We start from the raw sequence: 22,513 nt of genomic DNA, 5'->3' as shown, positions 1-22,513 counted from the left end.
AATATGCAGATTATGACAGATGTATATCAGCTAAGCGGGGTACCGCTGGCGACGAATTCCAACAGTTACGTCATTCGGGCAGGAGAACAGCTGATACTGATCGATGCGGGATTCTCCGACCTCCAGTGGGAGAAGATGGAGCAGATGCTCCGGTTCTGGGGGCTTCACGGACTTCCGGTCACCCATACCCTGTTCACCCACTGTCATTTTGATCATGCGGGGAATGCCTGGAGGGCCAGGGAACTGGGTTCACGTATATTGGCAGGGCCTAAAGATGCGAAGGCTATGGAAGCGGGAGACAGGAACTGTATCGGATACCTGTTCGGCCGGGAGTTCAGACCCTGTAAGGTGGATGAAGTCCTGGAGGACGGACAGGAGCTGTCCTTTGGGGATGTAAAGATCAGGGCATATCACGTTCCGGGTCACAGCCGGGGTTCGATGATGTATGAGGCCAGTATTCACGGCAAGAAGATATTATTTATGGGAGACTTTCTGGCTGTCGAACCGGCGGCGCCGGAAGATGATATAAAGGTGCTGCTGGCCTGGACGGGGGCTCCCGATTTTTCCGGACAGGATTATCTGAACTCCTTGGAAATGGCATCCGGGCTGCATGAGGATATCCTGTGTCCCGGTCATTACCATCTGGTGTATGGACCGGATGTATGCAGGCGGGCGCTGCTCATGGCGTATGAACTGGGAAAAGGGACTTTACTTTTATGAGTAAGAAAAAGTTTATCTATACGGGAAACTGGGCACAAGCATACAATGAGCCGGGGGAGACGGCTGTCTGCGTTTATGAATATACGGTGACTCATTTAGGGGAAGCGGACGGGGAATGGAAGCAGATCCAACGTGTTCCCATGGAGTATAGTATCAGTGCCCTTTGTGTCGATACAGAAAAATTTGTGTTGTATGCCTGCCTGGAAATCTCACGGTTCCATCTGGAAGAACCAGGCGGACGGGTGCTTTGGTTCTGGATTGACCGGGAGTCAGGGATGCTCAGCCTGGGAGGACAGGTGAATTCCTGCGGTGCGTTCCCCCTGGATCTGAAGCTGTCGGGACAATATGCGCTGGTACTGAACCACGGTTCCAACAGGACTCCCGTGTGCGGGGTATTCGTTGACCGGGACGGCTCAATCCGGACCAGGGATGTATTCGATGCGGCCACGCTGGTACTCTATGAGAGAGATGATAGGGGGAATCTAACCGAACCCAGAGACTTCTATCCGTTTACCGGGGTGGGAGAGATCCCGTTTTTCCAGGATACGGCCTCACCCCACTCCCTGTGCTGCGGTATGGAACGGACAGAATATCTGGTTCCGGAGCGGGGCACCGACCAGGTCTCCATCTTCCGGATCGATGAGAAGAATTGGAAGATCTGCAGACAGGGAGAGATCCGGATTCCCAAGGGATATGGCCCCAGAAATGCCACGGCGGTAAACGTCCTGTCCAGCTGTTATGTGATCGGGGAGATCATGCCAAGGGTGCTGGCCTGCACCGGGGATAGACCGGTACAGGAATGGCTTACTGTACCGGAGAAGGAATTAGTTCATTGTCAGGAACCGGTCACCTCTTTTCAATATCCCCATCCAGTAGCTGTGGCTGTCGGTTCCGATCATCGTTTCCTGTACACGCTGACCAGGACCGCAGATGTTCTCGCGGTCTGTCCCCTTAATCCGGAAACTGGAGAGATGGGGATACCTCATTACCACCGGCTGGCAGGAGCGAATCCCAGGCAGATACTGGTGGAGGGAGGAGATCTCTATATCGTGTTCCAGGATACGGAAACGATAGATAGAATCCGGCTCAATGTCTGCACAGGATTACCGGTTCAGGAAAAAACAATAATCAGAAATATCCCACGCCTGGCGGTGATGGATATGCTTGTCATATAGGTTGTAATGCTGAGAAGGAACACATATGTGGTGGAATCGTGAGGGTGGAAAGGGAAATATATATGGAAATGCATTAGATATGCATAGAGAAATGATAGAGCGGAGAATCCTTTTGACGGGTGGAAAATGAGTAGGAGATGGAAGGGAAGTGGATATATTGAACAGCGGGAGGGAAAGCAGTAGTTGGAACAGCAGAGAAAGCAGCAAAGAGAGTAGTGAAGAAAATAGCAAAGAAAATAGCAAAGAGAGTCTGATAAGAGCGTTTATTTTCGATCTGGACGGAGTGCTGACAGATACTGCGGAATATCATTACCAGGCATGGAAAAAGATCGCTGATGAATACGGACTGTTTTTCGACCGCAGTGACAATGAGCGGTTGAAAGGTGTCAGCCGGCTACGTTCCCTGGAAATTATACTGGAGATCAATCAGGCAGGACAGCGTTTTAACGAACAGGAGAAAGAGCAGATTACCTGTGTCAAAAACAGGATATACCAGAATCTCTTGAAAAATATTACGGCTAAAGACATTTTACCTGGAATCGAAGAATTTCTGAAGGAAGCCAGGAACAGAGAGATTTTGTTGGCGGTGGCTTCAGCCAGCCGCAATGCGGATACGGTACTGGACCGGCTGGGAATCAAACCGCTCTTTGATTACATTGCGGATGCCGGGAAGATCGCCAGAACGAAGCCTGACCCGGAGGTGTTCCTGGACTGCTGCAGGAATCTGGGGGTCCAGCCGCATTCCTGCATAGGTTTCGAGGATTCACAGGCCGGAATCGAAGCTATACGGTCGGCGCAAATGCGATCTGTGGGTATCCATGTCACGGTGACGTCAGTGGCCCCGGATCTACAGTACCAGGGAACAGAGGGACTGGACGTGCAGCAGGTATTGGATTATTTTGAGGCGGCGGTACAGGGAGAATCCGCTGCTCTTGCTTCAGAGGTTTCTGATTATTAAGCAATCTGCAGATAATGCGTCTGAAGTTCGATGTCTATATGAAAAACATAAAAAAATAATCGATTTGATGGGTACGGAGGTATAGCCGTATCCTTTTTTATTACATGCAACCAGCTAGGTTACTTTATTTTTGCCTGTAAATGCAGTATACTGGTTCTATTGGTGTTAGTAAAATAGAAGATCTGGCATCATACCTGAGCGATGCCGCAGTAAATGCGGCACTGGAGGAAATGCGTAGGACGCATACCTGAATTTAAAGCCGCAGTAAACGCGGCACTGGAGGAGACTATGAAAAGTTGTTTGACTACACTTTGCTACATAGAAAAAGATGATAGCTATCTGATGCTGCACCGGATTGTAAAGAAAAATGATGTGAACAAGGATAAGTGGATTGGAATCGGCGGACATTTTGAACAGGGGGAAAGTCCGGAAGAATGTCTGCTGCGCGAGGCGGAAGAAGAGACTGGACTGATACTTACATCCTATCAGTTCCGGGGGATCGTGACCTTTCTCTCAGATGACTATCCGCCGGAATATCTGTGCTTGTTTACGGCAGATGCGTTCGAGGGGGACATGATCCCCTGCGAGGAAGGGGTTTTGGAATGGGTCCCGAAGCAGGAGGTGGAACAGCTGAATCTGTGGGAAGGGGATCATATTTTCCTGAATTTGATCCGGGAGGGGCATCCGTTCTTTTCGCTGAAGCTAAAGTATGAGAACAATGTGCTAAAAGAAGCCGTTCTGGATGGAAGGGCCATGGAATTAATCGATATCCGTAATCCGGATGGTACTGTTACAGGAAGGGTAAGAGAGCGCACTCTGATCCACCGGGATGGGGATTTACACGGGACCTCCCATGTATGGATCTACAGAAAGCATGCAGATCAGGGCCATGCAGGCCAGAGTCATGCAGACCAGGGCCATGCAGACCAGAATAATACGGACCAGAGTTTTGATCTGCTGCTGCAGAAGCGGGCGTGCGGAAAAGACGCGTTCCCGGGCTGCTATGATATCTCTTCCGCAGGCCATATCCCGGCGGGGAATGATTATGCCTCGTCAGCCGTGCGGGAACTCGGTGAGGAACTGGGTATACACGCTGATACGGAGGAACTGCATTTCCTGGGAATGTATGAGTCCAGGGTGGAGCGGGAATTCTATGGCAGACCGTTCAGGAATCATGAAATCAGTGCGGTGTATCTGCTGGAAAAAAGCCTGGAGCCTGATCAGCTCTCGCTGCAGGAAGAGGAAGTGGAGCAGGTGGTGTGGATGGATATAAGGGATATACGGCAGGGGATTGAAGAGAAAACACTGAATCACTGCATCTTAACAGACGAGCTGGATATGCTGGAGAAGTATCTGTCCTCTTTGGACAGGTGAGAATCAATAATAAGAGGGTGCCCCATAAGTATTGTATAGGCTGACAATGGTACGCGAAACAATACTTTTGGGACACCCTTTTTCTGGTCGTATTCGGTTATTCCACGATATAGCGGTCCAGGATTTCCTGGTAGATCCCGTTTTCTTTCAGATTACGGAGCCCCTGGTTAAAGTAATTCAGCAGTTCTTCCTTCTGCCCTTTTTTTACCGCGAACCCATAAGAATTTCCGGCCTGTTTCCCGCCGACCATCTGAATGTTCATTCCCTGGCTGATGGCGTAACCGATGACCGGATAATCCTCAAAGCAGGCAGCCGAGCTGCCGGCCAGGACATCCTGGTACATACTTGAGGAATCATCGAATACAGTGATCGTGAAGCCGTAGGTATCCGCGATGGATTCCGCGTAAGCAGCGCCCTCCGTACCATTTTTTACCGCTACAGTCTGGCCTTGCAGTTTTTCATAAGAATCCACGGACGAATCCTTAGCTACGGCCATGACGATACCGGAGTCAAAATACGGATCGGAAAAATCAAATTTTGCCTGCCTGTCCGGGGTGATACTCATGCCTGCGATGACACCGTCCGCCTGCCCGGACTCCAGGGCGGTCACGGCCGCGTCAAACCCCAGGCTCTGCAGTTCAAAGGTAAATCCCTGGTCCTCTGCGATCGCATTCAGAAGATCCACATCGATCCCGGTAAAATTCCCATCTACATCCTCGAATTCAAAAGGGGAGAAGGTAGTGTCGGTGGCAATCCGGAAAGAGCCGGATTCCGTGGAAGGAACCTTTTCGGCGGCAGGGGGAGTCCCCTGATTCGAATTCTGATCCGATGCGCAGGCAGTTAACACCAGAGCAGTCAGACAGGCCGCGGCTAATAACATAATTTTTTTTATCATAAGCTTATCCTCCATTATAGAAAATTAAAGAAAAGAGAACAAAGGCAGGCATGCCCATGTTCTCTTTTGTGATTTATACGAATCGGAAATCTGCATTTTCCATCCGTTTCTATTGTCATTTCGTTCGTTCTCTCATGCCGGTTAAGCTTATCACAGCCGGCGGCCTTAAGTCAACTTGTAAAATCATCCAGCCCCGTCACGGCCTCTTTCATAGAACGCACATAATGACTCACGGCTTCGATGCAATCTTTACCATACTTGGCCACCAGCTTTACGATCGCGCTTCCAACGATGGCTCCATCTGAAACAGCTGCCATCTTAGCCGCCTGTTCCGGGGTCGATATCCCGAAGCCCACAGCACAGGGAATATCGGTAACGGACTTCACCAGCCGCACCATAGCGCCGATATCTGTCCGGATCTCCGAGCGAACACCGGTAACCCCCAGTGAGGACACACAGTAGATAAACCCTTCTGCCTCTTTCGCGATCATGGCGATCCGCTCATGGGAAGTAGGGGCGATCAGCGGTACCAGATCCACCCCATATTCTGCACAGATGGGGGCCACCTCTTCCTTTTCCTCATACGGCAGATCCGGTATAATCACCCCGTCGATCCCGGTCTCCCGGCATTGGCTGAAAAACCGCTGTTTTCCATAGGTATAGATAGGGTTCATATAGGTCAAAAACACCAGCGGGATCTGTGTCCGCTGCCGCACCCTGGCTATCATCTCAAAGAGCCTGTCCGTCGTGCAGCCCGCCGCCAGCGCTCGTGCGTTGGCTTCCTGGATTACGATGCCTTCCGCGGTGGGATCAGAGAAGGGAATTCCGATCTCGATTAAGTCCGCGCCGGCCTGCTCCATGGCACAGATCAGCTCTTCTGTAGTTTCCAGATCCGGATCTCCTCCGGTAATAAATGCGATAAATGCTTTTCCATTCTGAAATGCCTGTGATATTCTACTCATAGATCTGCACCCCCCTGTATCTGGCGATGGCCGCCACATCCTTGTCCCCGCGTCCGGACAGATTGACGACGATGATCTGTTCCGGTTTCATGGCCGGCGCCAGTTTTCTGGCATAGGCTACGGCATGGGCGCTTTCTACCGCGGGAATGATTCCCTCGGTTCTCGAAAGATATTCGAACGCCTGCACCGCTTCCTCGTCTGTGACCGGCACATACTCCGCCCGCCCGGTCTCATGCAGCATCGCGTGCTCCGGACCGATCCCGGGATAGTCAAGCCCTGCCGAGATGGAATAGACCGGAGCGATCTGCCCATACTCATCCTGACAGAAGATGGATTTCATTCCATGGAAAATGCCCTTGGTCCCCTTGGCGATGGTGGCGGCATGCTGATCCGTATCCACGCCCAGACCCGCGGCCTCACAGCCGATCAGCCGGACGGAAGTCTCGGGAATAAACTCATAGAAAGCGCCCATGGCATTGCTGCCGCCTCCCACACACGCCAGCACGGCGTCGGGCAGCCTGCCTTCCCGTTTAAGCAGCTGCTGACGGATCTCCCGGCCGATGACCGACTGGAAATCCCGTACGATCATGGGGAAGGGATGAGGCCCCATCACGGAGCCTAATACATAGAGGGTATCATCCACTCTTCTGGTCCATTCCCGCATGGTCTCATTGACCGCGTCCTTTAGCGTCTGTGTTCCGCTGGTGACCGCGTGCACCTTCGCGCCGAGCAGTTCCATCCGGTAGACGTTTAACACCTGCCGGTCCGTATCCTCCTTGCCCATGAAGATCTCACAGTCCATACCCATCAGTGCGGCCGCTGTAGCGGTAGCCACTCCGTGCTGTCCGGCTCCGGTCTCCGCGATCACACGGGTTTTCCCCATTTTTTTGGCCAGAAGCACCTGTCCCAGCACATTGTTGATTTTATGAGATCCGGTATGGTTTAAATCTTCCCGCTTCAGATAGATTTTCGCGCCGCCCAGATCCTTGGTCATCTTTTCGGCATAATATAAAAGCGAGGGCCGGCCGGCATAGTTTTTCAGCAGGTCATTCAGCTCCTGATTAAATTCCGGATCATTTTTGTAATGCTCATAAGCTTCTTCCAGTTCGATTACCGCGTTCATCAGCGTTTCCGGAATATACTGTCCGCCGTAATCTCCATATCTTCCCTTTTTCATTTGCGATCTCCATTCTACCGCCGTCATGGGCGGTTAAAGTCAAACGCCGCAGCATCCCTTAATGCATGCCCTTCGGGCAGGGGCGCGGCGTTCGACGCTCCATAAGGTATTCTATATTAAAATATTGTACATGTTCTCATCCTTCACACGTCTCCCTGACGGCTGTGAGAAACCGGCTGATTTTATCGAAATCTTTATAGCCGTTTGTTTCCACTCCGCTGCTGACATCTACGCCAAAGGGCTTACACCGGCTTAGGATCTCACGCACATTTTGCTCATCCAGGCCGCCGGCCAGAAAGTAAGGTTTTTGCAGCTGCTCCGGAATCAGGGAAGGATCGAACTGCTTACCGCTGCCGCCGTACTGTCCTTCCACGAAAGTATCCAGAAGAAGATAATCGCAGGGCAGCTTTTCAGCTTCCAGAACCTGTTCTTTACTCTGAACCCGGACCGCCCGGATAATCGGAGCCGATATCTTTTCTTTCAGCCTGCTTATATAAGAGGCGTCCTCATCCCCGTGAAGCTGAACGATATCGATAATTTTCTGCCTGCTAAGCGCTGCTACCGTTTCCAGGGGTTCGTTGACGAACACACCTACCGCCTGAATCTGAGGGGCCAGTCTGACCCGCATTCGGATCGCCAGCAGAAGGCTGACCTGCCGTTTGCCGGGGGCGAATACAAATCCGGCATAATCCGGTTTTAACTGATTTACATAGCCGATATCTTCGGGGGTACGCAGGCCGCATATTTTTACTTTCGTCATAAGCGTTCCTCCCGAAATGAGTTTTCTTCCCGAAATAAGCGTTCCCCCTGAAATAGTCTGTCTCCCCGAAGAGTTTGCAGCATTTTATGTTTGTCAGGGCTTCGCATCAGGGTTTCCCCGATCAGTACGGCATGGACTCCGGCCTCTCTTAAAGCCTGCACGTCGTCAGCCGTACGTATCCCGCTCTCCGCCACGAAGATTATGGATTCCGGAACCAGGGCCCGCAGCTTCCTGCTGTTTTGGATATCCACATCGAAGGTCTTCAGATTCCGGTTGTTCACCCCAATGATGCGGGCTCCGGCGTCTGCCGCGGATTGGATTTCCTGTTCATCATGGGCTTCCACCAGAGCCGACAGCCCCAGCATCTGACAGATTTCCAGATATTCCTTAAGAACCGGCTGCTCCAGAAGGGCGCAGATCAGCAGTACGGCAGAGGCTCCCAGAGTTTTGGCCTGGTAGATCTGGTAAGGATCAATGGTAAAATCTTTTCTCAGGACAGGAATCTGGACCGCGTTTACGATTTCTTCCAGATATTCGTCCTTTCCCAAAAAGAACCGGGGCTCCGTCAATACGGAGATGGCTGCCGCCCCCGCCTGCTCATATTCCCGGGCGATCCGGACATAGGGAAAATCTTCCGCGATGATCCCCTTTGATGGGGATGCTTTTTTTACCTCACAGATAAAATTGATATTCCGCCGGCCCAGGGCCTGTTCAAATGGGAAGCAGCGGCGCTGTGTCTTCGCCAGCCGAATGGCAGCTTCCTCCATTACTTTCGGCGGTATTTGCTTTTTCTGCTCCGCCACCCGCAGGGCTGTTGCCTCTGCGATTGTATCTAATATCATGTCTGTAATCTCCTGGTTTTTATTCTATTCCCGGCGCTCCATCCAGCCAGTCATGATACTGTCAGGAGGGAGTGCCGGAGCAGTCCGGACATCAGATGGAGTTGGATAACTCCACGAAACGATTCAGCTGTTCCAGCGCTTTTTTGCTGTCTATGATATCGGCAGCTATAGTTACCGCCTGCTCCATAGTGACATCATTCCTGGTCATGTAAATGCAGGCAGCGGAGTTCAGCAGCACGGCGTCCCGTTTCGGTCCCTTTTCGCCGCTTAAGATATCGCGGGCGATCCGGGCGTTCTCCTGGGGGTTGCCGCCGACCATATCCTGTTTCTCACACATAGCAAAACCGTATTGCTCGGGCTTTATCATATAACATTTTACCACGCCGTCCCTCAGCTCACAACAGGTAGTGGGCGCGCTCAGTGAAATTTCGTCCAGACCGTCCTGGCCGTATACCACCATGGCCCGTTTGACACCTAATTTCAGCAGTACCTGAGCTAACGGCTCCACCAGGGATTCCTCATAGACACCCAGAAGCTCGAAGTTCGCGCCGGCGGGATTGGCCAGGGGGCCCAGGATGTTAAATACGGTTCGGATACCCAGCTCCTTGCGGACCGGCGCCACAAAGCGCATGGCCGAGTGATATTTCTGGGCAAACATAAAGCACAGGTTGATTTCCTTTAAAATCTCCGCGCTCTGGGCCGGGCTGATCTCAATATTGACACCCAGAGCCTCCAGTACGTCAGCGGCGCCGCATTTGCTGGATACGCTGCGGTTCCCATGTTTGGCCACCGGAATGCCCGCGGCGGATACTACCAGGGAAGTGACCGTGGAAATGTTAAAGGTATTGGCTTCGTCGCCGCCGGTTCCCACGATCTCCAATACATCCATATCATGGAGCAGCCGGGTACAGTGCTTACGCATTCCGGCCGCGCAGGCGGTGATCTCGTCGATGGTTTCCCCTTTCATGCGCAGGGCCGTCAGGAATGCGCCCATATGGATCTGGGAAGCTTCCCCGTCCATGATTTCGTCCATCACCTGTTCCGCCATTTCATAGGATAAATCTTCATTGTTCACCAGTTTGTAGATTGCTTCTTTAATCATGTTTTTTTCCTCCGATTTTATTAGATTTAACAAAAGAGATATATATTGTGAATAACACAGTGATTGATCATTTCGTATTTGAGGGTTATATAATACTGAATCCAACAGCTATTGGAAATATAATACCAAATGTTACATATTCAATATCCTTTATTAAGCAGAAACTCTGTCATGACAGTGTGCGGGTTTAAGAAAATTCTTCATAATCACCGCGCCGTCCGGCGTAAGCACAGACTCCGGATGAAACTGCAGGCCGTATACGGGATATTCCCTGTGACAGACCGCCATAACATCCTGCTCCTGCGTCCGGGCGATGATCTGAAGCTCTTCCGGAAGGGTGTCGGGGTCCGCGACCAGAGAGTGATACCGGGCCACCCGGATCTCCTCCGGAAGACCCGCGAACAACGGATTCTGTGTATCTACCTGTATCAGGCTCTGCTTACCGTGCATCAGTTTAGGGGCATAGGTGATAGTCGCGCCCAACGCCTCACAGATCCCCTGATGCCCCAGGCAGACACCCAGTATGGGAATCCTGCCCTTTAATCTGCGCACGGTTTCTTCACAGACACCGGCGTCCTTCGGCCTTCCGGGGCCGGGGGACAGGAGAATGTGGGAGGGGGCAGCTTTTTGTATTTCCTCTACTGTCCACGCATCGTTCCATATCACGCGGATCTCCTCATTTGTCAGACTTCCCACCAGCTGAACCAGGTTATAGGAAAAACTGTCATAGTTATCAATGAGCAAAATCATATTCAGTCACCTCCCCGGCCCTTTGCAGGGCATCCATCACAGCCTGGGCCTTATTGGCACATTCTTCATACTCCAGCTGCGGAACACTGTCCGCCACGATCCCGGCCCCGGCCTGCACATACACTTTACCGTCTTTTTTAACCGCGGTCCGGATCGCGATGCATACATCCAGGCTGCCGGAAAAATCAAGGTATCCAATGGCACCGCCATAGATCCCTCTGGCTTCCGGTTCCAGTTCATCGATGATTTCACAGGCCCGGAATTTTGGAGCGCCGGAGAGGGTCCCGGCCGGAAGGAGGGCTTCTATGGTGTCACATCCATCCTTCCCCTCATCCAGCGTACCGCAGACCACCGATGCGATATGCATCACCTTGGAGAATCGGTGTATCTTCATGTAATCCTCCACATGGACACTACCGAAGGCAGCCACCTTACCTACGTCATTCCGGGCCAGATCCACCAGCATATTGTGCTCGGAGCGCTCTTTTTCATCAGCCAGCAATTCTTTTTCCAGCCGTTCATCCTCCTCCCTGGTCCTGCCTCTGGGTCTGGTTCCTGCCACCGGGAAGGTGGTCAGTTTTTTATCCACCAGTTTGATCAGGGTTTCCGGAGAGGCCCCCGCGATCTGCAGGGAATCGGTCTGTATAAAATACATGTAGGGAGATGGATTCGTAGTGCGCAGTACCCGGTACATATTCAGCAGGCTTCCCCTGTAATCCGCCGTGAATTTTCTGGAAATGACGCCCTGAAAGATATCGCCCTCCCGAGTGTAATGCTTCGTCTTTTCCACCATACGCAGATAGTCATCCCGGGATGTACTGCAGACGAACCGGGGGATGTCAGGCGCCGGTTCCTTTTGGCTTTCCGCCGGCATGGGACCGCAGATCATATGGACCAGCTGATCGATCTGAAGTGCTGCCCTGCGGTACCCCTGTTCCTGATCTTTCAGTTTTGCATTTACGATGACACAGATCTTCTGGCGGAGATGATCAAAGGCAATCACTTGATCAAACAGCATCAGATCCAGATCCTGGAATCCGCTGTTCTTGATCTTGAGTCTGGGTTCCGCATAGGCGATCATCTCATAAGAGAAATAACCCACGAATCCCCCGGTAAACGTCGGCAGGCCTTCGATGAAAGGCGCCCGGTATTCGGACAAAAGTTCCCGCAGAATTTCCATGGGGCGGCCTGTTCTCCTCAGTTCGATTTCCCCGCTTTTAATCCGGGTTTCCCCGTGCTTGCAGGTGACATGCATCAGCGGCTGATACCCCAGAAAGGAGTACCGTCCCCATTGTTCCCCACCCTCCACGCTTTCCAGCAGGAAAACGTTCTGGTCCAGCAGTGTAAGCTTTTTCAGCAGATTTATGGGAGTAATGACATCCGCATAGATCTCCCTGCACAGCGGCACCAGATCATATTCTGCCTGATAAGTTTTAGTTTCTTCATAAGTGAGATTCATTTTATCCATAGATCATTCACTCCTTTATCAAGGGTTATCCCCAATCCAGCCGATAAGTGCTCATAACCATAAAAAAAAGCCTCTATCCCTCTAAAAGAAAGGGACAAAAGCTGCGCTTCTGCGATACCACCCTGATTGATGTCTTTATGTGACACCCGCTCTGTTACATACTATCATATGCACCCCGTTGATAACGGATGGGGAACCCGTCCCAAGCTACTGGCACACCGCTTTCGCTCAAGCCCTCCCAGGCCCATTCGAATCTCTTCCGGCATACCGCGTTCTCAGCCCCCGCGGTTCTCTGTAAAGCCTCTCCAAGTTCTACTCTTCCTGGTCAATGGTTTCTAACTCTAATTGCTTAAAGTATACTGACCCGGGTTGTATTTGTCAATCATTTTTTTCTTCTATCTGGGTGGTTGGGTTAAGGGCCGGGCCTGACGGGACCAGGAGGTGGGAGCGCCCCTTAAGCCGGCTTCCCTTGCCCCGGGTGCCGCTTGCAATTCGTATCCCCGAAAAAGCAACCTCATAAACAGCTACAGGAGCCTCTGAAAACAGTGAGGACGTCGGCGTGTGAGCCTCCATCCTCACTTGAGTCTCCCTCCGCTATTCGGCCATGCTTTTTCGGGGATACGAATTGCAGCGGCACCCGGGGCAAGGGAAGCCGGCTTAAGGGGCACTCCCACCTCCTGGTCCCGTCAGGCCCTGCTTTAAAATGGGCAGAGGGGGTAATGGGCTGATAATTGGGTGTATAAGTTGGATAAGTTGGATCTTGTTAGCCCAAAATTAGTACCTTATCAAATAGTGTAGAGATTTATTATTTAATATATAAAAAAAATTCAATCTATCCATATAGCCATATAGCTATATAATCTATGCAATGCTGTTGAATCCCTCCATCGCGTGAATTAGAGTATGGCGGTTGTTGAAATCCTCCATCGCGTGAAATAGAGTAGGGCTGTTGTTGAGTTTCTCCATCGCTTAAAATAGAGTAGGGCTGTTGTTGAATTTCTCCATCGCTTAAATTAGAGTAGGGCGGTTGTTGAATCCCTCCATCGCTTGAAATAGAGTAGGGCTTTTGTTGAATTTCTCCATCGCTTGAATTAGAGTAGGGCCTGATGGATCTCCGCTGTGGGAGGTTCCCCGGCTCTGGGGCCGCAGCAATTCGCATCTCAGAAAAAGCATGGCCGAATAGCGGAAGGAGACTCAAGTGAGAATGGAGGCTCACACGCCGACATTCTCACTGCTTTCAGAGGCTCCTGTAGCTGTTTATGAGGTTGCTTTTTCTGAGATGCGAATTGCTGCGGCCCCAGAGCCGGGGAACCTCCCACAGCGGAGATCCATCAGGGCCGGCCCTCTCCATCAGGCCCGGCCCTCTCCATCAGAGCTGCCCCTCTCAATTAATACATCCGTTTTGCAAATGGTAAATATGGTCGTAGTGTTGGAGCAGGGATTCGTCCGGGTGGTGCGTGATCGTAAGGATCGTGAGGGATTTTTGGGAGAGCAGGCTTTTTTCAATCTCATGGGCGGTTTTCTGGTCCACGGCGGAGGTGCCTTCGTCGATGATCAGAATGGGAGTGCGGCGGATCAGGGCCCTTGCAAGGGCGATTCGCTGCCTTTGGCCGCCGGATAGATTCTGGCCGTTTTCACCTACCTGGGTGCGCAGGCCTTTTTCAAGGCCGGAGAGGAACTGGGACAGGCCGCTTTCCTGTATGGCTTGGTTCATCTGCTGTTGGGAGAAGGAGGCTCCGAGACAGATGTTCTCATAGATGTCCGTGTCAAATAGAAAGACGTTTTGATGGATGACGGCGGTTAGGTGGTTTAGTTGTTCCTGGGAGAGGCTTTTTATGGATTTTCCGTCGTAGAGGATGTCGCCGCTAAAATTTGTTGTATAGCCGGTCAGCAGTTTTATTAAGGTTGTTTTACCACAGCCGCTGTCACCCAGAAGCGCGTATTTGCCCTGCGCCTCTATTTTAAATTGGAGGTTTTGCAGTACTGGCCTGTCGCTGCTGTAGCCGAAGGTTAGATTTTTACAGATGAGGTCACGGTTGAAAGGTATGGGGCCAGATGGGGGATCACAGGTGGGGGCGATGCAGCCGGATGATGGAGCGTTACCGGTGGGATGGGCGGCGGATTTGGTCAGGGAAGCCTCAGGAACTGTGGAGTGGGTGGAAGATAGTTCTTCCAGGCGTTCTAATACGGGTTTGATGCCGGTGATCTTGGGGACATTCTGCATCAGCATTACGACAGGGGCCACAAAGGTGCTGCTTAACTGGATGAGTGCCATGAGGGTTCCCATCGTTATTTTTTCGGTCAGCATCAGATATGAGGCTGCAAATACGATGGAAATCACACTTAGAATGGAGAGGATGTCCGAAAAACATTCGTTTGCGGCCAGCAGCCGATCAGCTGCGAATTTTTTGCCGGCTGTCTCTTCGTTGCTTTGGGAGTATTTACGGATTATGTATGGAAGCATGGAGTAGCTGCGGATCACTTCGTAGCCATTCAGGAAGTCTTTTGTCTTTGCTGTGAATTCGGACAGCTTTTCCGAGTAGGCATCCTGTTTTTTTTGCATTCGTCTGCCCAGCAGCGAGGGAACTGCGAACATGAGAATGAGAAAGAAAAACAGGATTGCTGTGACAAGGGGACTTAGGTAGAATAATATCCCCAGGGTTGTCAGGAACATGATGATCAGTTGGGAGCAGAGCAGAAGCGGGATGAGGTGATTCTCTTCAACCATCTTTACATCGTTTATGAGCGCGGACAGGTATCCGGCGGTATTCCTGGAGGTATATTCGGGTGGAGCCTGGTTCATCACTCCTGCAAAGATGTCCGCGCGCAGATGCTTTGTCACATTTCTGATCATTAGTTTCGTACAGTAGGCTTCCAGATAACCGATGATGCCCAGTACGGCCAGGTAGATTAGGGTAAACGCGATGAGATCGCGGAAGGCCCCCATATCTTTTGCGGAAGCTACATCGATGATTCGCTGCAGAAGAATGGAAATAAAGGCGGACAGGGCTGCGGATATTCCTCCCAGCAGCATGGCCCCAAGTAGGAGCAGCCGGTCTTTTCTTTTATACAGTTTCATTCTGTCTAAATCCTTTCTTTTATTTTATATTTATAGAATATATTTTATGATGATAAAATATCATAGAATTAGATATAAGTCAAATAAATTCGATGAATATAATGTATTGATGTTATGATGAGATAATCGACTTGAAGTTTGCAGTTATATCCTTAAAAACTGATGATATTTTAAAAATGATGATAGATGAAATGAAAGATCGGGGTATTAATGGCGAACAAATATTGCATTCTTTCTATGATTCTTTGGAATATGAGGATATAAAGACAGAGAAAGTGTTATTTGCACACTTGTAGCAGAATTTGTTTTGAAGGGCAAGATCTATCTTTTTTTGTATGACCTTTTTCTGTATGATCTTATTTTGTATGAAATTCAGGAAGTAAAGTCATGGGAGAAAGTTTACACTACCTCAGACACGGCGCTGCGATACAGCGTGCTGGGATATTCAGCGAACAGTGCAGCGGCCATGCTGGAAAATATCATTTGTCTTGAATTGCTGTGCCGCGGATATGAAGTATACGTTGGAATATTGGATAACGCTGAAATAGATTTCATTGCCATTAAGCAGGAAAAGAAGCTGGATATTCAAGTGCCCCAGTGATCGGTTCCCCTGGAACTAAAAATGAGAATACGCCAGGTTACTTGATTTTCGGGATAACTATCCTAAGTATGTCTGCGAACAGATGCATTTGCGGGCAGCAATCATGAGGAATCAAAACTATGTACGTTGCTGATTTCCTGCTAAACGATCATTATTAAAAAGGGAATGTCTTATATTTATTATCAGGATAACAACATACGCTCCAGTATAGACAGAAACTGGGCGATATTTTCTTTTTCAAGACAGTAATACACTTTACCCTCCTTTTTCTCGACGGTCACAAACCCACAGCTGAGCAGGGCATTCATGTGATGGGAGGTGGTGGATGGCGACAGTCCGAGGGCCTCCGCTAATTCCAGATTATACATACTTGTATTTTTCAAAATACACAGGATATCCAGTTTACTCTTGTCGCTTAAAGATTTTGCTTGTCGAATGACTGTTTCACTGGAATAACTGCCGGTGTCATCTTCCGACTTGAGGGCCTCAAGCAGGATGCCCTGGTAACCATGGGTATACAGGACTAACAGAGCCATGGGGGCCACAAGTGAGATATAGATGGTGGGAGTGTCTGCGCAGGTTCCGGCGATCTTTAAAAATTGGGGGTCTTTGTATACGGCGGTGCGTTTCAATAGTTTTTCCAGAGGTTTTTTGACAGCGTCTATGGCCCTGTTATACGCATCCGTGTTAGCCCTGACGGTGTCAAAAAGGCAGGTCAACCAGTAATCAGGCTTTCTCAAAAGCTCCAGTGTATGCCATTTCTCTTCGGTTTTGATATCTGCGGTATCCAGAAATTGCAGAATCGCTAGTTCATCCGGTAATTGGGGCAGATCTTTTTCATCCGGAAGATGTGGATGATCCTGGGGATCTTCTATGAGGTACGCCAGACAGCCCCGCAGCCGGATACAGTCTATTTCATCGGGATGCTCATAGTAATAACGGTTTTCTATGGCCATGGCGACCAGAAGATGAAAGGAAGCATCAGATACCTGTTCAAAAAAGAAAGAATCTTCCGATCCGTCTGTCTTATATTTTTTAAATGTATCTACGTATGTCTCCAGTATTTTCATATGAGCCTGGAAAAATTCTTCCCCCTTGAGTCCATACTCATCCAGTGATTTGATGGCCTCTTCTTTCCAGACGGCATTATGACATAGATATAACAAACCCAGTATTTCAAAAAGGGGGTCCAGCTCATTTTTCAGTATGGTGTCCATAGAATTCCTCCGTTAACTATTTCTCACCTTTCAGGCATCCCACTCTTGTATGCCCCTTCGGGTGATGCCGCGCAGGGCAGCTCCATAAGTTTTCCTGATAAAATAACAGATTTAAAAGTGGGGACGGCACAATAGGAAGAGATGGGATATATTATCTCATCTGATTGGAAAAATCTTTCTCCACAGTAAATGAACGGATCGTTCCGGTCTGGCCGCTGACACAGAAGGTATAATTTACATCACCCACACGATAATGGAGGTTCGAATCCTCTGACAGATCCGGCTTGCCGAACAGCCTGACCGTTTCATCGTGATCCAGCTCAAACAGATTCACATCATTTACCGTTATATCGATCGGTTCGGGCTCTGGCTCCGTGTTCTGTCTGTCAGAACTTTCCATCTGTATGGTGATTCCGTAGATCTCACAATCTTCAATCGGACATTTTTCCTCTGTGTGATTGATGAGAGTGACGGTACCATAGGATATATTCCCCTTACCGATGGGAAGCAGGTTCACATACTGCATTGCGCCTAATTCAGGGACACGACTGCAGACTGGTGAGTCGATCAGTTCCACATTGTCCTTTAGTTCACGCATGGTCATCCGGCCTGGTATAAAGGTCGTGCCGCCGATCTTGATTACCGGCGGTTTGGGACTGCTGCAGCCGTACACAAATACTGTAGCCAGCACCAGAAGTGCCGCTACACACACACGTTTTATCATATGCAATTCCTCCTCATAAATCTCCCTGTTTTTATCTTAGTCAAAAATTTGCTCTGTGTAAATATGTTTGTGCAATTCATTGAAAAAAATGCATCCAATATTTGAGGCAAATGAAGGGAGAAGCTGAGGCAGAGCTGAGAAAAAGAAAGCTCTGAAACAAGGCAAATATAGCTTTGGATCGAGAAAAATAAAGATTCGAATAAAGATTCGAAAAGAACAGATGGTAGCATAATAAGTATCCATATGTTACAATTTAACTGCGAAGATAAAAACACAGTCCCGGTAGGTAGTCCGGGCGCAGCGGAAGAGATCAGTGAGACCGCTGTCAGTAACCTTCCTCCTTAGGTCGTCCGTTCTTTGCGATTCAAAATTTATGTAAGGAGGAGTCGTGATGGACAAAACGGAAACCAGATTCACGGTGTTTTTCGAGGACCCTTTCTGGGCCGCGTTATATGAGCGGATCAGCAGCGGCAGATATGAGGTGTGTAAGATCACCTTCGGGGCGGAGCCAAAAGATTATGAGGTGTACGCGTTTCTGCTCCAGAACTTTAGAAGCCTGCGGTTCAGCCCATCCCTGCCGTCGGACGGTTTTAAGCAGATGCCCCGGAATCCCAAACGGGTGAAGCGCACGATCTCAAAAGAGCAAAGATCGGCCGGTACCGGGACCAAAGCCCAGCAGGCGCTGGCTCTTATGAGGGAGCAAAATAAGCTGGAACGCAGGGCGGTAACACGCAGCCGGAAAGAGGAGGAAAAAGACCGCCGTTTTGAAAAGCATCGCACAAAGCAGAAAGAAAAACAGAAAGGGCATTGAAAGAATGCCTGATGTAGAAACAGGATATGCCCGATTCCAAAAGCCGGACCTGATTGATTCAGGTTACCGGCTTTTGATCTGCCGGGAGATCTTCGGGGTTGTCTTTTTGGTAAACGATTCTTCCGTTGATCAGGGTGTACAGGCAGGAGGTAAATATTTCCAGAGGATTTCCGTCAAAGATGGCGATATCGGCATCCTTTCCCGGCTCCAGGCTGCCCATGCGGTCATCCACACCACAGATCCTGGCTGCGTTGATCGTAATGGCTTTTAATCCTTCCTCCATGGGGAGGCCTTTTTTTACGGCAAGACCTGCGCAGAGGGGAAGGTACTGGATCAGCGAGACGGGATGGTCGGTGGTGATGGCCGCCAATACACCGTGCTCTTGAAGGCAGCCGACAGTTTTAAAGTCCATATATTGTACCTCGATCTTGGAGCGGGTGGTCAGCTCAGGGCCCACGATGGCCGGAAAGCCGGATTCTTTTATTTCCCCGGCGATCAGGTGGCCTTCCGTGCAGTGGTCCAGAGTGAGGGCCAGATTAAATTCCTTAGCAATGCGGATAGCGGTCAGGATATCATCTACCCGGTGGACATGGGCTTTCAGCGGTATCTCTTTACGCAGTACCGGAAGCCAGCACTCCATGCGGAAGTCTTCCTTCTCAAGATCACCTTTTTCTTTTTCCTGCTGATATTGGCGGGCCTTAAACAGTTCTTCCCTGAGAAGTCCGGCGATCGCCATACGGGTGGAGGGGATCTGGCTCATATCACCGTAGCAGACCTTCGGATTCTCTCCAAAGGCTATTTTCATGGCCGACGGACTTTTGACGACCAGGTCGTCGATTCTGCGGCTGCCCTTGGTTTTCATGACCATAAACTGGCCGCCCACCACATTGGCGCTCCCAGGACCGACCTGTACGGCGGTTATGCCGGCTGCTGCGGTGTCGTCAAAAGCCGCATCCATCGGATTGACGGCGTCAATGGCCCTCAGCCATGGAGTAACAGGGTTGGTAGCCTCGTTACAGTCATCACCCTCAGCGCCTTTTTTTTCTTCTATAATTCCGATATGGCAGTGAGCCTCTATCATGCCGGGCATTACGACCGCGCCGGCCGCGTCAATAACCGCAAGATCCGGAACATCGGGAGGCTCGATCCGCTCAGCGATTTCTTTAATTTTTCCATTTTCGATCAGAATACATCCGGAATCGTAATTTTTGCCTGCCATTGTCCAGATTTTACCATTTTGTATCAACAGCATAGATTTCTCCTCGCTTTCTATCTATCAGCTTTATTATGACAGCAGTAAGGGAATTTATGCATGGATACGCCGGGATTACCGTGAAAGCGCCATAGATACAGGAAAGATGCAGGACATAATTCTTGTATCATTTCCGTTAAAAATGAGAAGAATTGTATCAAAAGCCTTTATATTTACGAAGAGAAGAAAGGGAACGAGAAATGACGATTCTGGAATTGATAACGGAAAATTATACCCGGCTGCTGGAAGGAATGGGACGGACACTGCTGCTCACCTTCTGGTCCCTGATCCTGGCTACGGTACTGGGACTGATCTTTGGAATGATGAAAGTAGCCAGAGGAAAGATATGGCATATTCTGTCTTCTGTCTACGTTGATGGTATACGGGGAATTCCGGTTTTAGTACTGGCGTTCTTCGTATATTTCGGTATCCCCCAGGGATTCGGAGTGAATATCTCCATCTTTCAGGCCAGCCTGATCGTCCTGAGCCTGAACGCAGGAGCCTACATGGCGGAGATCGTCCGGGGAGGAATCCAGTCCGTGGACCGGGGGCAGATGGAGGCCGCCAGGAGTCTGGGGCTGCCATACGGCAAGGCCATGCGCAAAGTGGTGCTCCCCCAGGCCATCCGCACCATGATCCCGTCTATCATCAATCAATTCATAATCACACTGAAGGACACGTCGATCCTGTCTGTCATCGGCTACGCGGACCTGATCAAAGTAGCCAAGGCGATTATCGCCCGGAACTTTGAAGCTTTCCGCATGTGGCTGATTGTGGCGCTTATGTATCTGATCGTTATTACGGTTCTGTCAAAGATCGCGAAAGCCATCGAGAGGAGGATGACCTATGCAAAATAAAGTATCGGTGAAAGGACTGGTCAAGTCTTTCGGGGATCTGGAAGTGTTAAAGGGCATGGACGTGGAGATCGAAGAGGGAGAAGTGGTGTGCCTGATCGGCCCGTCCGGTTCCGGAAAATCCACTTTTTTAAGATGTCTGAACCGGCTGGAACAGATCACGGACGGGACGGTAGTCATCGATGGCTTCCCGATCACGGACCCGCAGACGGATATCAATACGGTGCGGGAAAATATCGGGATGGTTTTTCAGCATTTTAACCTGTTCCCCCATAAGACCGTATTGGAAAATATCATGCTGGCCCCTGTGGAGCTCAAAAGGAAAACCAGAGAGGAAGCGGGAATAAGAGGCGAGCAGCTTCTGGAAATGGTAGGCCTGGCGGACAAAGCCCATGTCTATCCTGCGCAGCTCTCCGGCGGACAGAAACAGAGGGTCGCCATCGCCCGGGCTCTGGCCATGGACCCGGATATCATGCTGTTTGACGAACCCACCAGCGCCCTGGACCCGGAAATGGTGGGAGAGGTGCTTCAGGTCATGAAACAACTGGCCGCAGACGGTATGACCATGGTGGTAGTCACCCATGAGATGGGTTTCGCCAGAGAAGTATCTGACCGGGTGATCTTTATGGACGGCGGATATATCGTGGAAGAAGGTACGCCGGAACAGATTTTCGAACATCCGCAGAATCCAAGGACCATTGATTTTCTGAATAAAGTGTTATGAGCGCAGGGGTCCCCCATTACTTACAGAGGATAGAGATCTGTGTGATATATTCTCCCATGTCCCGAAGCACCATCTCATTCAGGCCCTCCTCATAAGAATATCCCTCTAATCGGATTCCTTCCCGATGGGCATACTGTTCCATTCGGATATAGGTATCCGGTATCCTGTCCCATTCTCCGACACAGAACGCACGGAGGTATTTTCCGGCTGGCTTCTTATGACATTCCACATTCGGGATAAACCGCGGCAGCCGGACAAAGAAATAATCGTCCGTCTCAAATTCATGAGCCAGTATCTTACGGACAGATAACATGGTTCCGCAGCCATTTCCGAATATCCGCCCCGGCAGTTCTGTTACCTGTTCCATCATCGTCAGTTTATCAGATTCCCCGGGAATGCAGGGATCGATCAGAAGGAATTCCTCCGGACACTCCACGATGGATATCGCCTCCAAATCACAATCGCTGCAATAGGCCAGCTGGCCTTTGCGTTTCATCAGCAGATTCCTTATTTCCTGTAATTTGCGTATCGTGTCGTCGATGTCCGTTATCTTTGTACAGAGGATATGGTCCAGCAGTTCCGGTGAACTCTGGGAACGGTAGCGGAGGATTTCTTCAATCGACATACCCAGGTCTCGGAATGTGAGAATCATTTCCAACTCCGGGCTCTGCTGATAGGTATAGTAGCGGTAGTTGTTTTTACCCTTGTAAGCCGGGGAAAACAGACCGATTTGATCATAATAATGGAGGGTCCTTTTGTTGATGTGATGGAGCCGGGCAAACTGGCCGGCGGTAAATAGGTTTTGGTTGTACATGGCTTTTTCCTTTTTTGGGGGGGGCGGAGCGGACAGTCTTGAGTTACATTTTAGTTACGGTTCACGGCCAACTTTAGTAAATGGGGATTTTGATACTGAGGTCCGGGCTGAAGGGAAGCGGCGTGTCTTGGGGAACCGGGCAGCAAATCTCGCGGGGCCAAATCACTTCGGCCGGACCTAAGAACGGCTAACTCCGAAGACGGGAGAACCTCTTATTGGCAGGGCCCGGAACAAACTCGCCACAGGACGGCTCG

22 protein-coding genes and 1 other annotated feature are annotated in these 22,513 nt (G+C 50.2%); of the genes, 9 read left to right on the top strand and 13 right to left on the bottom strand.

Annotation, left to right across the window (positions count from 1 at the left end; translation table 11 throughout):
- The first annotated feature begins 12 nt into the window (after window positions 1-12).
- The 4 genes from ABC831_RS23595 to ABC831_RS23580 all read left to right on the top strand — a co-directional run bounded on the left by ABC831_RS23595 (window position 13) and on the right by ABC831_RS23580 (window position 4,227).
- Window positions 13-720, top strand: a complete 708-nt coding sequence (locus tag ABC831_RS23595) for an MBL fold metallo-hydrolase (protein ID WP_343250525.1) — start codon at window positions 13-15, stop codon at window positions 718-720.
- A complete protein-coding gene (locus ABC831_RS23590) occupies window positions 717-1,895 on the top strand; it encodes a lactonase family protein (RefSeq protein ID WP_343250524.1) in 1,179 nt (392 codons plus the stop codon). The genes ABC831_RS23595 and ABC831_RS23590 overlap by 4 nt, the downstream gene beginning before the upstream one ends.
- 148 nt (window positions 1,896-2,043) lie before the next feature.
- Complete coding sequence (pgmB, locus tag ABC831_RS23585; protein ID WP_343250523.1) at window positions 2,044-2,853, top strand: beta-phosphoglucomutase; 810 nt, start codon at window positions 2,044-2,046, stop codon at window positions 2,851-2,853.
- A 288-nt stretch (window positions 2,854-3,141) separates the two neighbouring features.
- Entirely contained in the window at window positions 3,142-4,227 is a 1,086-nt protein-coding gene (locus tag ABC831_RS23580; protein WP_343250522.1) for an NUDIX domain-containing protein, read from the top strand.
- Between the two features lie 97 nt (window positions 4,228-4,324).
- Here ABC831_RS23580 and ABC831_RS23575 read toward each other — a convergent pair whose 3' ends face one another.
- The 9 genes from ABC831_RS23575 to ABC831_RS23535 all read right to left on the bottom strand — a co-directional run bounded on the left by ABC831_RS23575 (window position 4,325) and on the right by ABC831_RS23535 (window position 15,262).
- Window positions 4,325-5,122, bottom strand: a complete 798-nt coding sequence (locus ABC831_RS23575; protein ID WP_343250521.1) for a transporter substrate-binding domain-containing protein — start codon at window positions 5,120-5,122, stop codon at window positions 4,325-4,327.
- Between the two features lie 170 nt (window positions 5,123-5,292).
- Window positions 5,293-6,084 carry a tryptophan synthase subunit alpha gene (trpA, locus tag ABC831_RS23570; RefSeq protein WP_343250520.1) on the bottom strand — a complete coding sequence of 264 codons (792 nt, stop codon included), beginning with the start codon at window positions 6,082-6,084 and terminating at the stop codon, window positions 5,293-5,295.
- Window positions 6,077-7,261, bottom strand: coding sequence for a tryptophan synthase subunit beta (gene trpB, locus ABC831_RS23565; protein ID WP_343250519.1), 1,185 nt, complete (start codon window positions 7,259-7,261; stop codon window positions 6,077-6,079). The genes trpA and trpB overlap by 8 nt, the downstream gene beginning before the upstream one ends.
- A gap of 136 nt (window positions 7,262-7,397) precedes the next feature.
- Window positions 7,398-8,021, bottom strand: coding sequence for a phosphoribosylanthranilate isomerase (locus ABC831_RS23560; protein WP_343250518.1), 624 nt, complete (start codon window positions 8,019-8,021; stop codon window positions 7,398-7,400).
- Complete coding sequence (gene trpC / locus ABC831_RS23555) at window positions 8,018-8,863, bottom strand: indole-3-glycerol phosphate synthase TrpC (RefSeq protein WP_343250517.1); 846 nt, start codon at window positions 8,861-8,863, stop codon at window positions 8,018-8,020. The genes ABC831_RS23560 and trpC overlap by 4 nt, the downstream gene beginning before the upstream one ends.
- A 91-nt stretch (window positions 8,864-8,954) precedes the next feature.
- Window positions 8,955-9,965, bottom strand: a complete 1,011-nt coding sequence (gene trpD, locus ABC831_RS23550) for an anthranilate phosphoribosyltransferase (protein ID WP_343250516.1) — start codon at window positions 9,963-9,965, stop codon at window positions 8,955-8,957.
- Between the two features lie 153 nt (window positions 9,966-10,118).
- Window positions 10,119-10,715 (bottom strand): anthranilate synthase component II, encoded by a 597-nt coding sequence (locus tag ABC831_RS23545; RefSeq protein WP_343250515.1) that lies wholly within the window; start codon window positions 10,713-10,715, stop codon window positions 10,119-10,121.
- Complete coding sequence (gene trpE / locus ABC831_RS23540) at window positions 10,699-12,183, bottom strand: anthranilate synthase component I (protein WP_425524620.1); 1,485 nt, start codon at window positions 12,181-12,183, stop codon at window positions 10,699-10,701. The genes ABC831_RS23545 and trpE overlap by 17 nt, the downstream gene beginning before the upstream one ends.
- An 87-nt stretch (window positions 12,184-12,270) precedes the next feature.
- Window positions 12,271-12,521, bottom strand: a binding site (T-box leader).
- A gap of 1,046 nt (window positions 12,522-13,567) precedes the next feature.
- The gene (locus ABC831_RS23535) at window positions 13,568-15,262 is read right to left on the bottom strand and encodes an ABC transporter ATP-binding protein (RefSeq protein WP_343250514.1); all 1,695 of its coding nucleotides are present in this window, start codon (window positions 15,260-15,262) and stop codon (window positions 13,568-13,570) included.
- A gap of 131 nt (window positions 15,263-15,393) precedes the next feature.
- Here ABC831_RS23535 and ABC831_RS23530 point away from each other — a divergent pair, with 131 nt between their 5' ends.
- Window positions 15,394-15,558, top strand: a complete 165-nt coding sequence (locus ABC831_RS23530; protein ID WP_343250513.1) for a hypothetical protein — start codon at window positions 15,394-15,396, stop codon at window positions 15,556-15,558.
- A gap of 35 nt (window positions 15,559-15,593) precedes the next feature.
- Window positions 15,594-15,863: a hypothetical protein gene (locus tag ABC831_RS23525; protein WP_343250512.1), complete on the top strand. Its 270-nt coding sequence runs from the start codon at window positions 15,594-15,596 to the stop codon at window positions 15,861-15,863.
- A 182-nt stretch (window positions 15,864-16,045) separates the two neighbouring features.
- Here ABC831_RS23525 and ABC831_RS23520 read toward each other — a convergent pair whose 3' ends face one another.
- Together ABC831_RS23520 and ABC831_RS23515 are read right to left on the bottom strand one after the other, a co-directional pair.
- Complete coding sequence (locus ABC831_RS23520; RefSeq protein ID WP_343250511.1) at window positions 16,046-17,080, bottom strand: ArsR family transcriptional regulator; 1,035 nt, start codon at window positions 17,078-17,080, stop codon at window positions 16,046-16,048.
- A gap of 151 nt (window positions 17,081-17,231) precedes the next feature.
- On the bottom strand, window positions 17,232-17,804 hold the full coding sequence (locus tag ABC831_RS23515) for a hypothetical protein (RefSeq protein ID WP_343250510.1): 573 nt from the start codon (window positions 17,802-17,804) through the stop codon (window positions 17,232-17,234).
- Between the two features lie 391 nt (window positions 17,805-18,195).
- On the opposite strand from ABC831_RS23515, the gene ABC831_RS23510 reads away from it, so the two are divergent.
- Window positions 18,196-18,615, top strand: coding sequence for a YjdF family protein (locus tag ABC831_RS23510; RefSeq protein WP_343250509.1), 420 nt, complete (start codon window positions 18,196-18,198; stop codon window positions 18,613-18,615).
- Between the two features lie 58 nt (window positions 18,616-18,673).
- Here ABC831_RS23510 and ABC831_RS23505 read toward each other — a convergent pair whose 3' ends face one another.
- Window positions 18,674-19,867 (bottom strand): amidohydrolase, encoded by a 1,194-nt coding sequence (locus ABC831_RS23505; RefSeq protein ID WP_343250508.1) that lies wholly within the window; start codon window positions 19,865-19,867, stop codon window positions 18,674-18,676.
- Window positions 19,868-20,067: 200 nt separating this feature from the next.
- Here ABC831_RS23505 and ABC831_RS23500 point away from each other — a divergent pair, with 200 nt between their 5' ends.
- Both ABC831_RS23500 and ABC831_RS23495 read left to right on the top strand, forming a co-directional pair.
- Complete coding sequence (locus ABC831_RS23500; RefSeq protein ID WP_343250507.1) at window positions 20,068-20,724, top strand: amino acid ABC transporter permease; 657 nt, start codon at window positions 20,068-20,070, stop codon at window positions 20,722-20,724.
- On the top strand, window positions 20,714-21,445 hold the full coding sequence (locus ABC831_RS23495) for an amino acid ABC transporter ATP-binding protein (protein ID WP_343250506.1): 732 nt from the start codon (window positions 20,714-20,716) through the stop codon (window positions 21,443-21,445). The genes ABC831_RS23500 and ABC831_RS23495 overlap by 11 nt, the downstream gene beginning before the upstream one ends.
- Before the next feature lie 16 nt (window positions 21,446-21,461).
- On the opposite strand, the gene ABC831_RS23490 is transcribed toward ABC831_RS23495, so the two are convergent.
- The gene (locus ABC831_RS23490; protein ID WP_343250505.1) at window positions 21,462-22,259 is read right to left on the bottom strand and encodes a MerR family transcriptional regulator; all 798 of its coding nucleotides are present in this window, start codon (window positions 22,257-22,259) and stop codon (window positions 21,462-21,464) included.
- Window positions 22,260-22,513 lie beyond the last annotated feature (254 nt).

This window comes from Diplocloster hominis, assembly GCF_032380655.1.
Classification (GTDB): Bacteria; Bacillota; Clostridia; order Lachnospirales; family Lachnospiraceae; genus Diplocloster; species Diplocloster hominis.
Note: the sequence above shows the minus strand (reverse complement) of the source record. Positions and strands in the feature narration are given on the sequence as shown.

Excerpts from the sequence above, each read along its gene's own strand:
- ABC831_RS23595 (WP_343250525.1), top strand. The coding sequence starts at position 13 with ATGACAGATGTATATCAGCTAAGCGGGGTACCGCTGGCGACGAATTCC.
- ABC831_RS23590 (WP_343250524.1), top strand. The coding sequence starts at position 717 with ATGAGTAAGAAAAAGTTTATCTATACGGGAAACTGGGCACAAGCATAC.
- ABC831_RS23580 (WP_343250522.1), top strand. The coding sequence starts at position 3,142 with ATGAAAAGTTGTTTGACTACACTTTGCTACATAGAAAAAGATGATAGC.
- ABC831_RS23575 (WP_343250521.1), bottom strand. The coding sequence starts at position 5,122 with ATGATAAAAAAAATTATGTTATTAGCCGCGGCCTGTCTGACTGCTCTG.
- trpA (WP_343250520.1), bottom strand. The coding sequence starts at position 6,084 with ATGAGTAGAATATCACAGGCATTTCAGAATGGAAAAGCATTTATCGCA.
- trpB (WP_343250519.1), bottom strand. The coding sequence starts at position 7,261 with ATGAAAAAGGGAAGATATGGAGATTACGGCGGACAGTATATTCCGGAA.
- ABC831_RS23560 (WP_343250518.1), bottom strand. The coding sequence starts at position 8,021 with ATGACGAAAGTAAAAATATGCGGCCTGCGTACCCCCGAAGATATCGGC.
- trpC (WP_343250517.1), bottom strand. The coding sequence starts at position 8,863 with ATGATATTAGATACAATCGCAGAGGCAACAGCCCTGCGGGTGGCGGAG.
- trpD (WP_343250516.1), bottom strand. The coding sequence starts at position 9,965 with ATGATTAAAGAAGCAATCTACAAACTGGTGAACAATGAAGATTTATCC.
- ABC831_RS23545 (WP_343250515.1), bottom strand. The coding sequence starts at position 10,715 with ATGATTTTGCTCATTGATAACTATGACAGTTTTTCCTATAACCTGGTT.
- trpE (WP_425524620.1), bottom strand. The coding sequence starts at position 12,183 with ATGGATAAAATGAATCTCACTTATGAAGAAACTAAAACTTATCAGGCA.
- ABC831_RS23535 (WP_343250514.1), bottom strand. The coding sequence starts at position 15,262 with ATGAAACTGTATAAAAGAAAAGACCGGCTGCTCCTACTTGGGGCCATG.
- ABC831_RS23520 (WP_343250511.1), bottom strand. The coding sequence starts at position 17,080 with ATGGACACCATACTGAAAAATGAGCTGGACCCCCTTTTTGAAATACTG.
- ABC831_RS23515 (WP_343250510.1), bottom strand. The coding sequence starts at position 17,804 with ATGATAAAACGTGTGTGTGTAGCGGCACTTCTGGTGCTGGCTACAGTA.
- ABC831_RS23510 (WP_343250509.1), top strand. The coding sequence starts at position 18,196 with ATGGACAAAACGGAAACCAGATTCACGGTGTTTTTCGAGGACCCTTTC.
- ABC831_RS23505 (WP_343250508.1), bottom strand. The coding sequence starts at position 19,867 with ATGCTGTTGATACAAAATGGTAAAATCTGGACAATGGCAGGCAAAAAT.
- ABC831_RS23500 (WP_343250507.1), top strand. The coding sequence starts at position 20,068 with ATGACGATTCTGGAATTGATAACGGAAAATTATACCCGGCTGCTGGAA.
- ABC831_RS23495 (WP_343250506.1), top strand. The coding sequence starts at position 20,714 with ATGCAAAATAAAGTATCGGTGAAAGGACTGGTCAAGTCTTTCGGGGAT.
- ABC831_RS23490 (WP_343250505.1), bottom strand. The coding sequence starts at position 22,259 with ATGTACAACCAAAACCTATTTACCGCCGGCCAGTTTGCCCGGCTCCAT.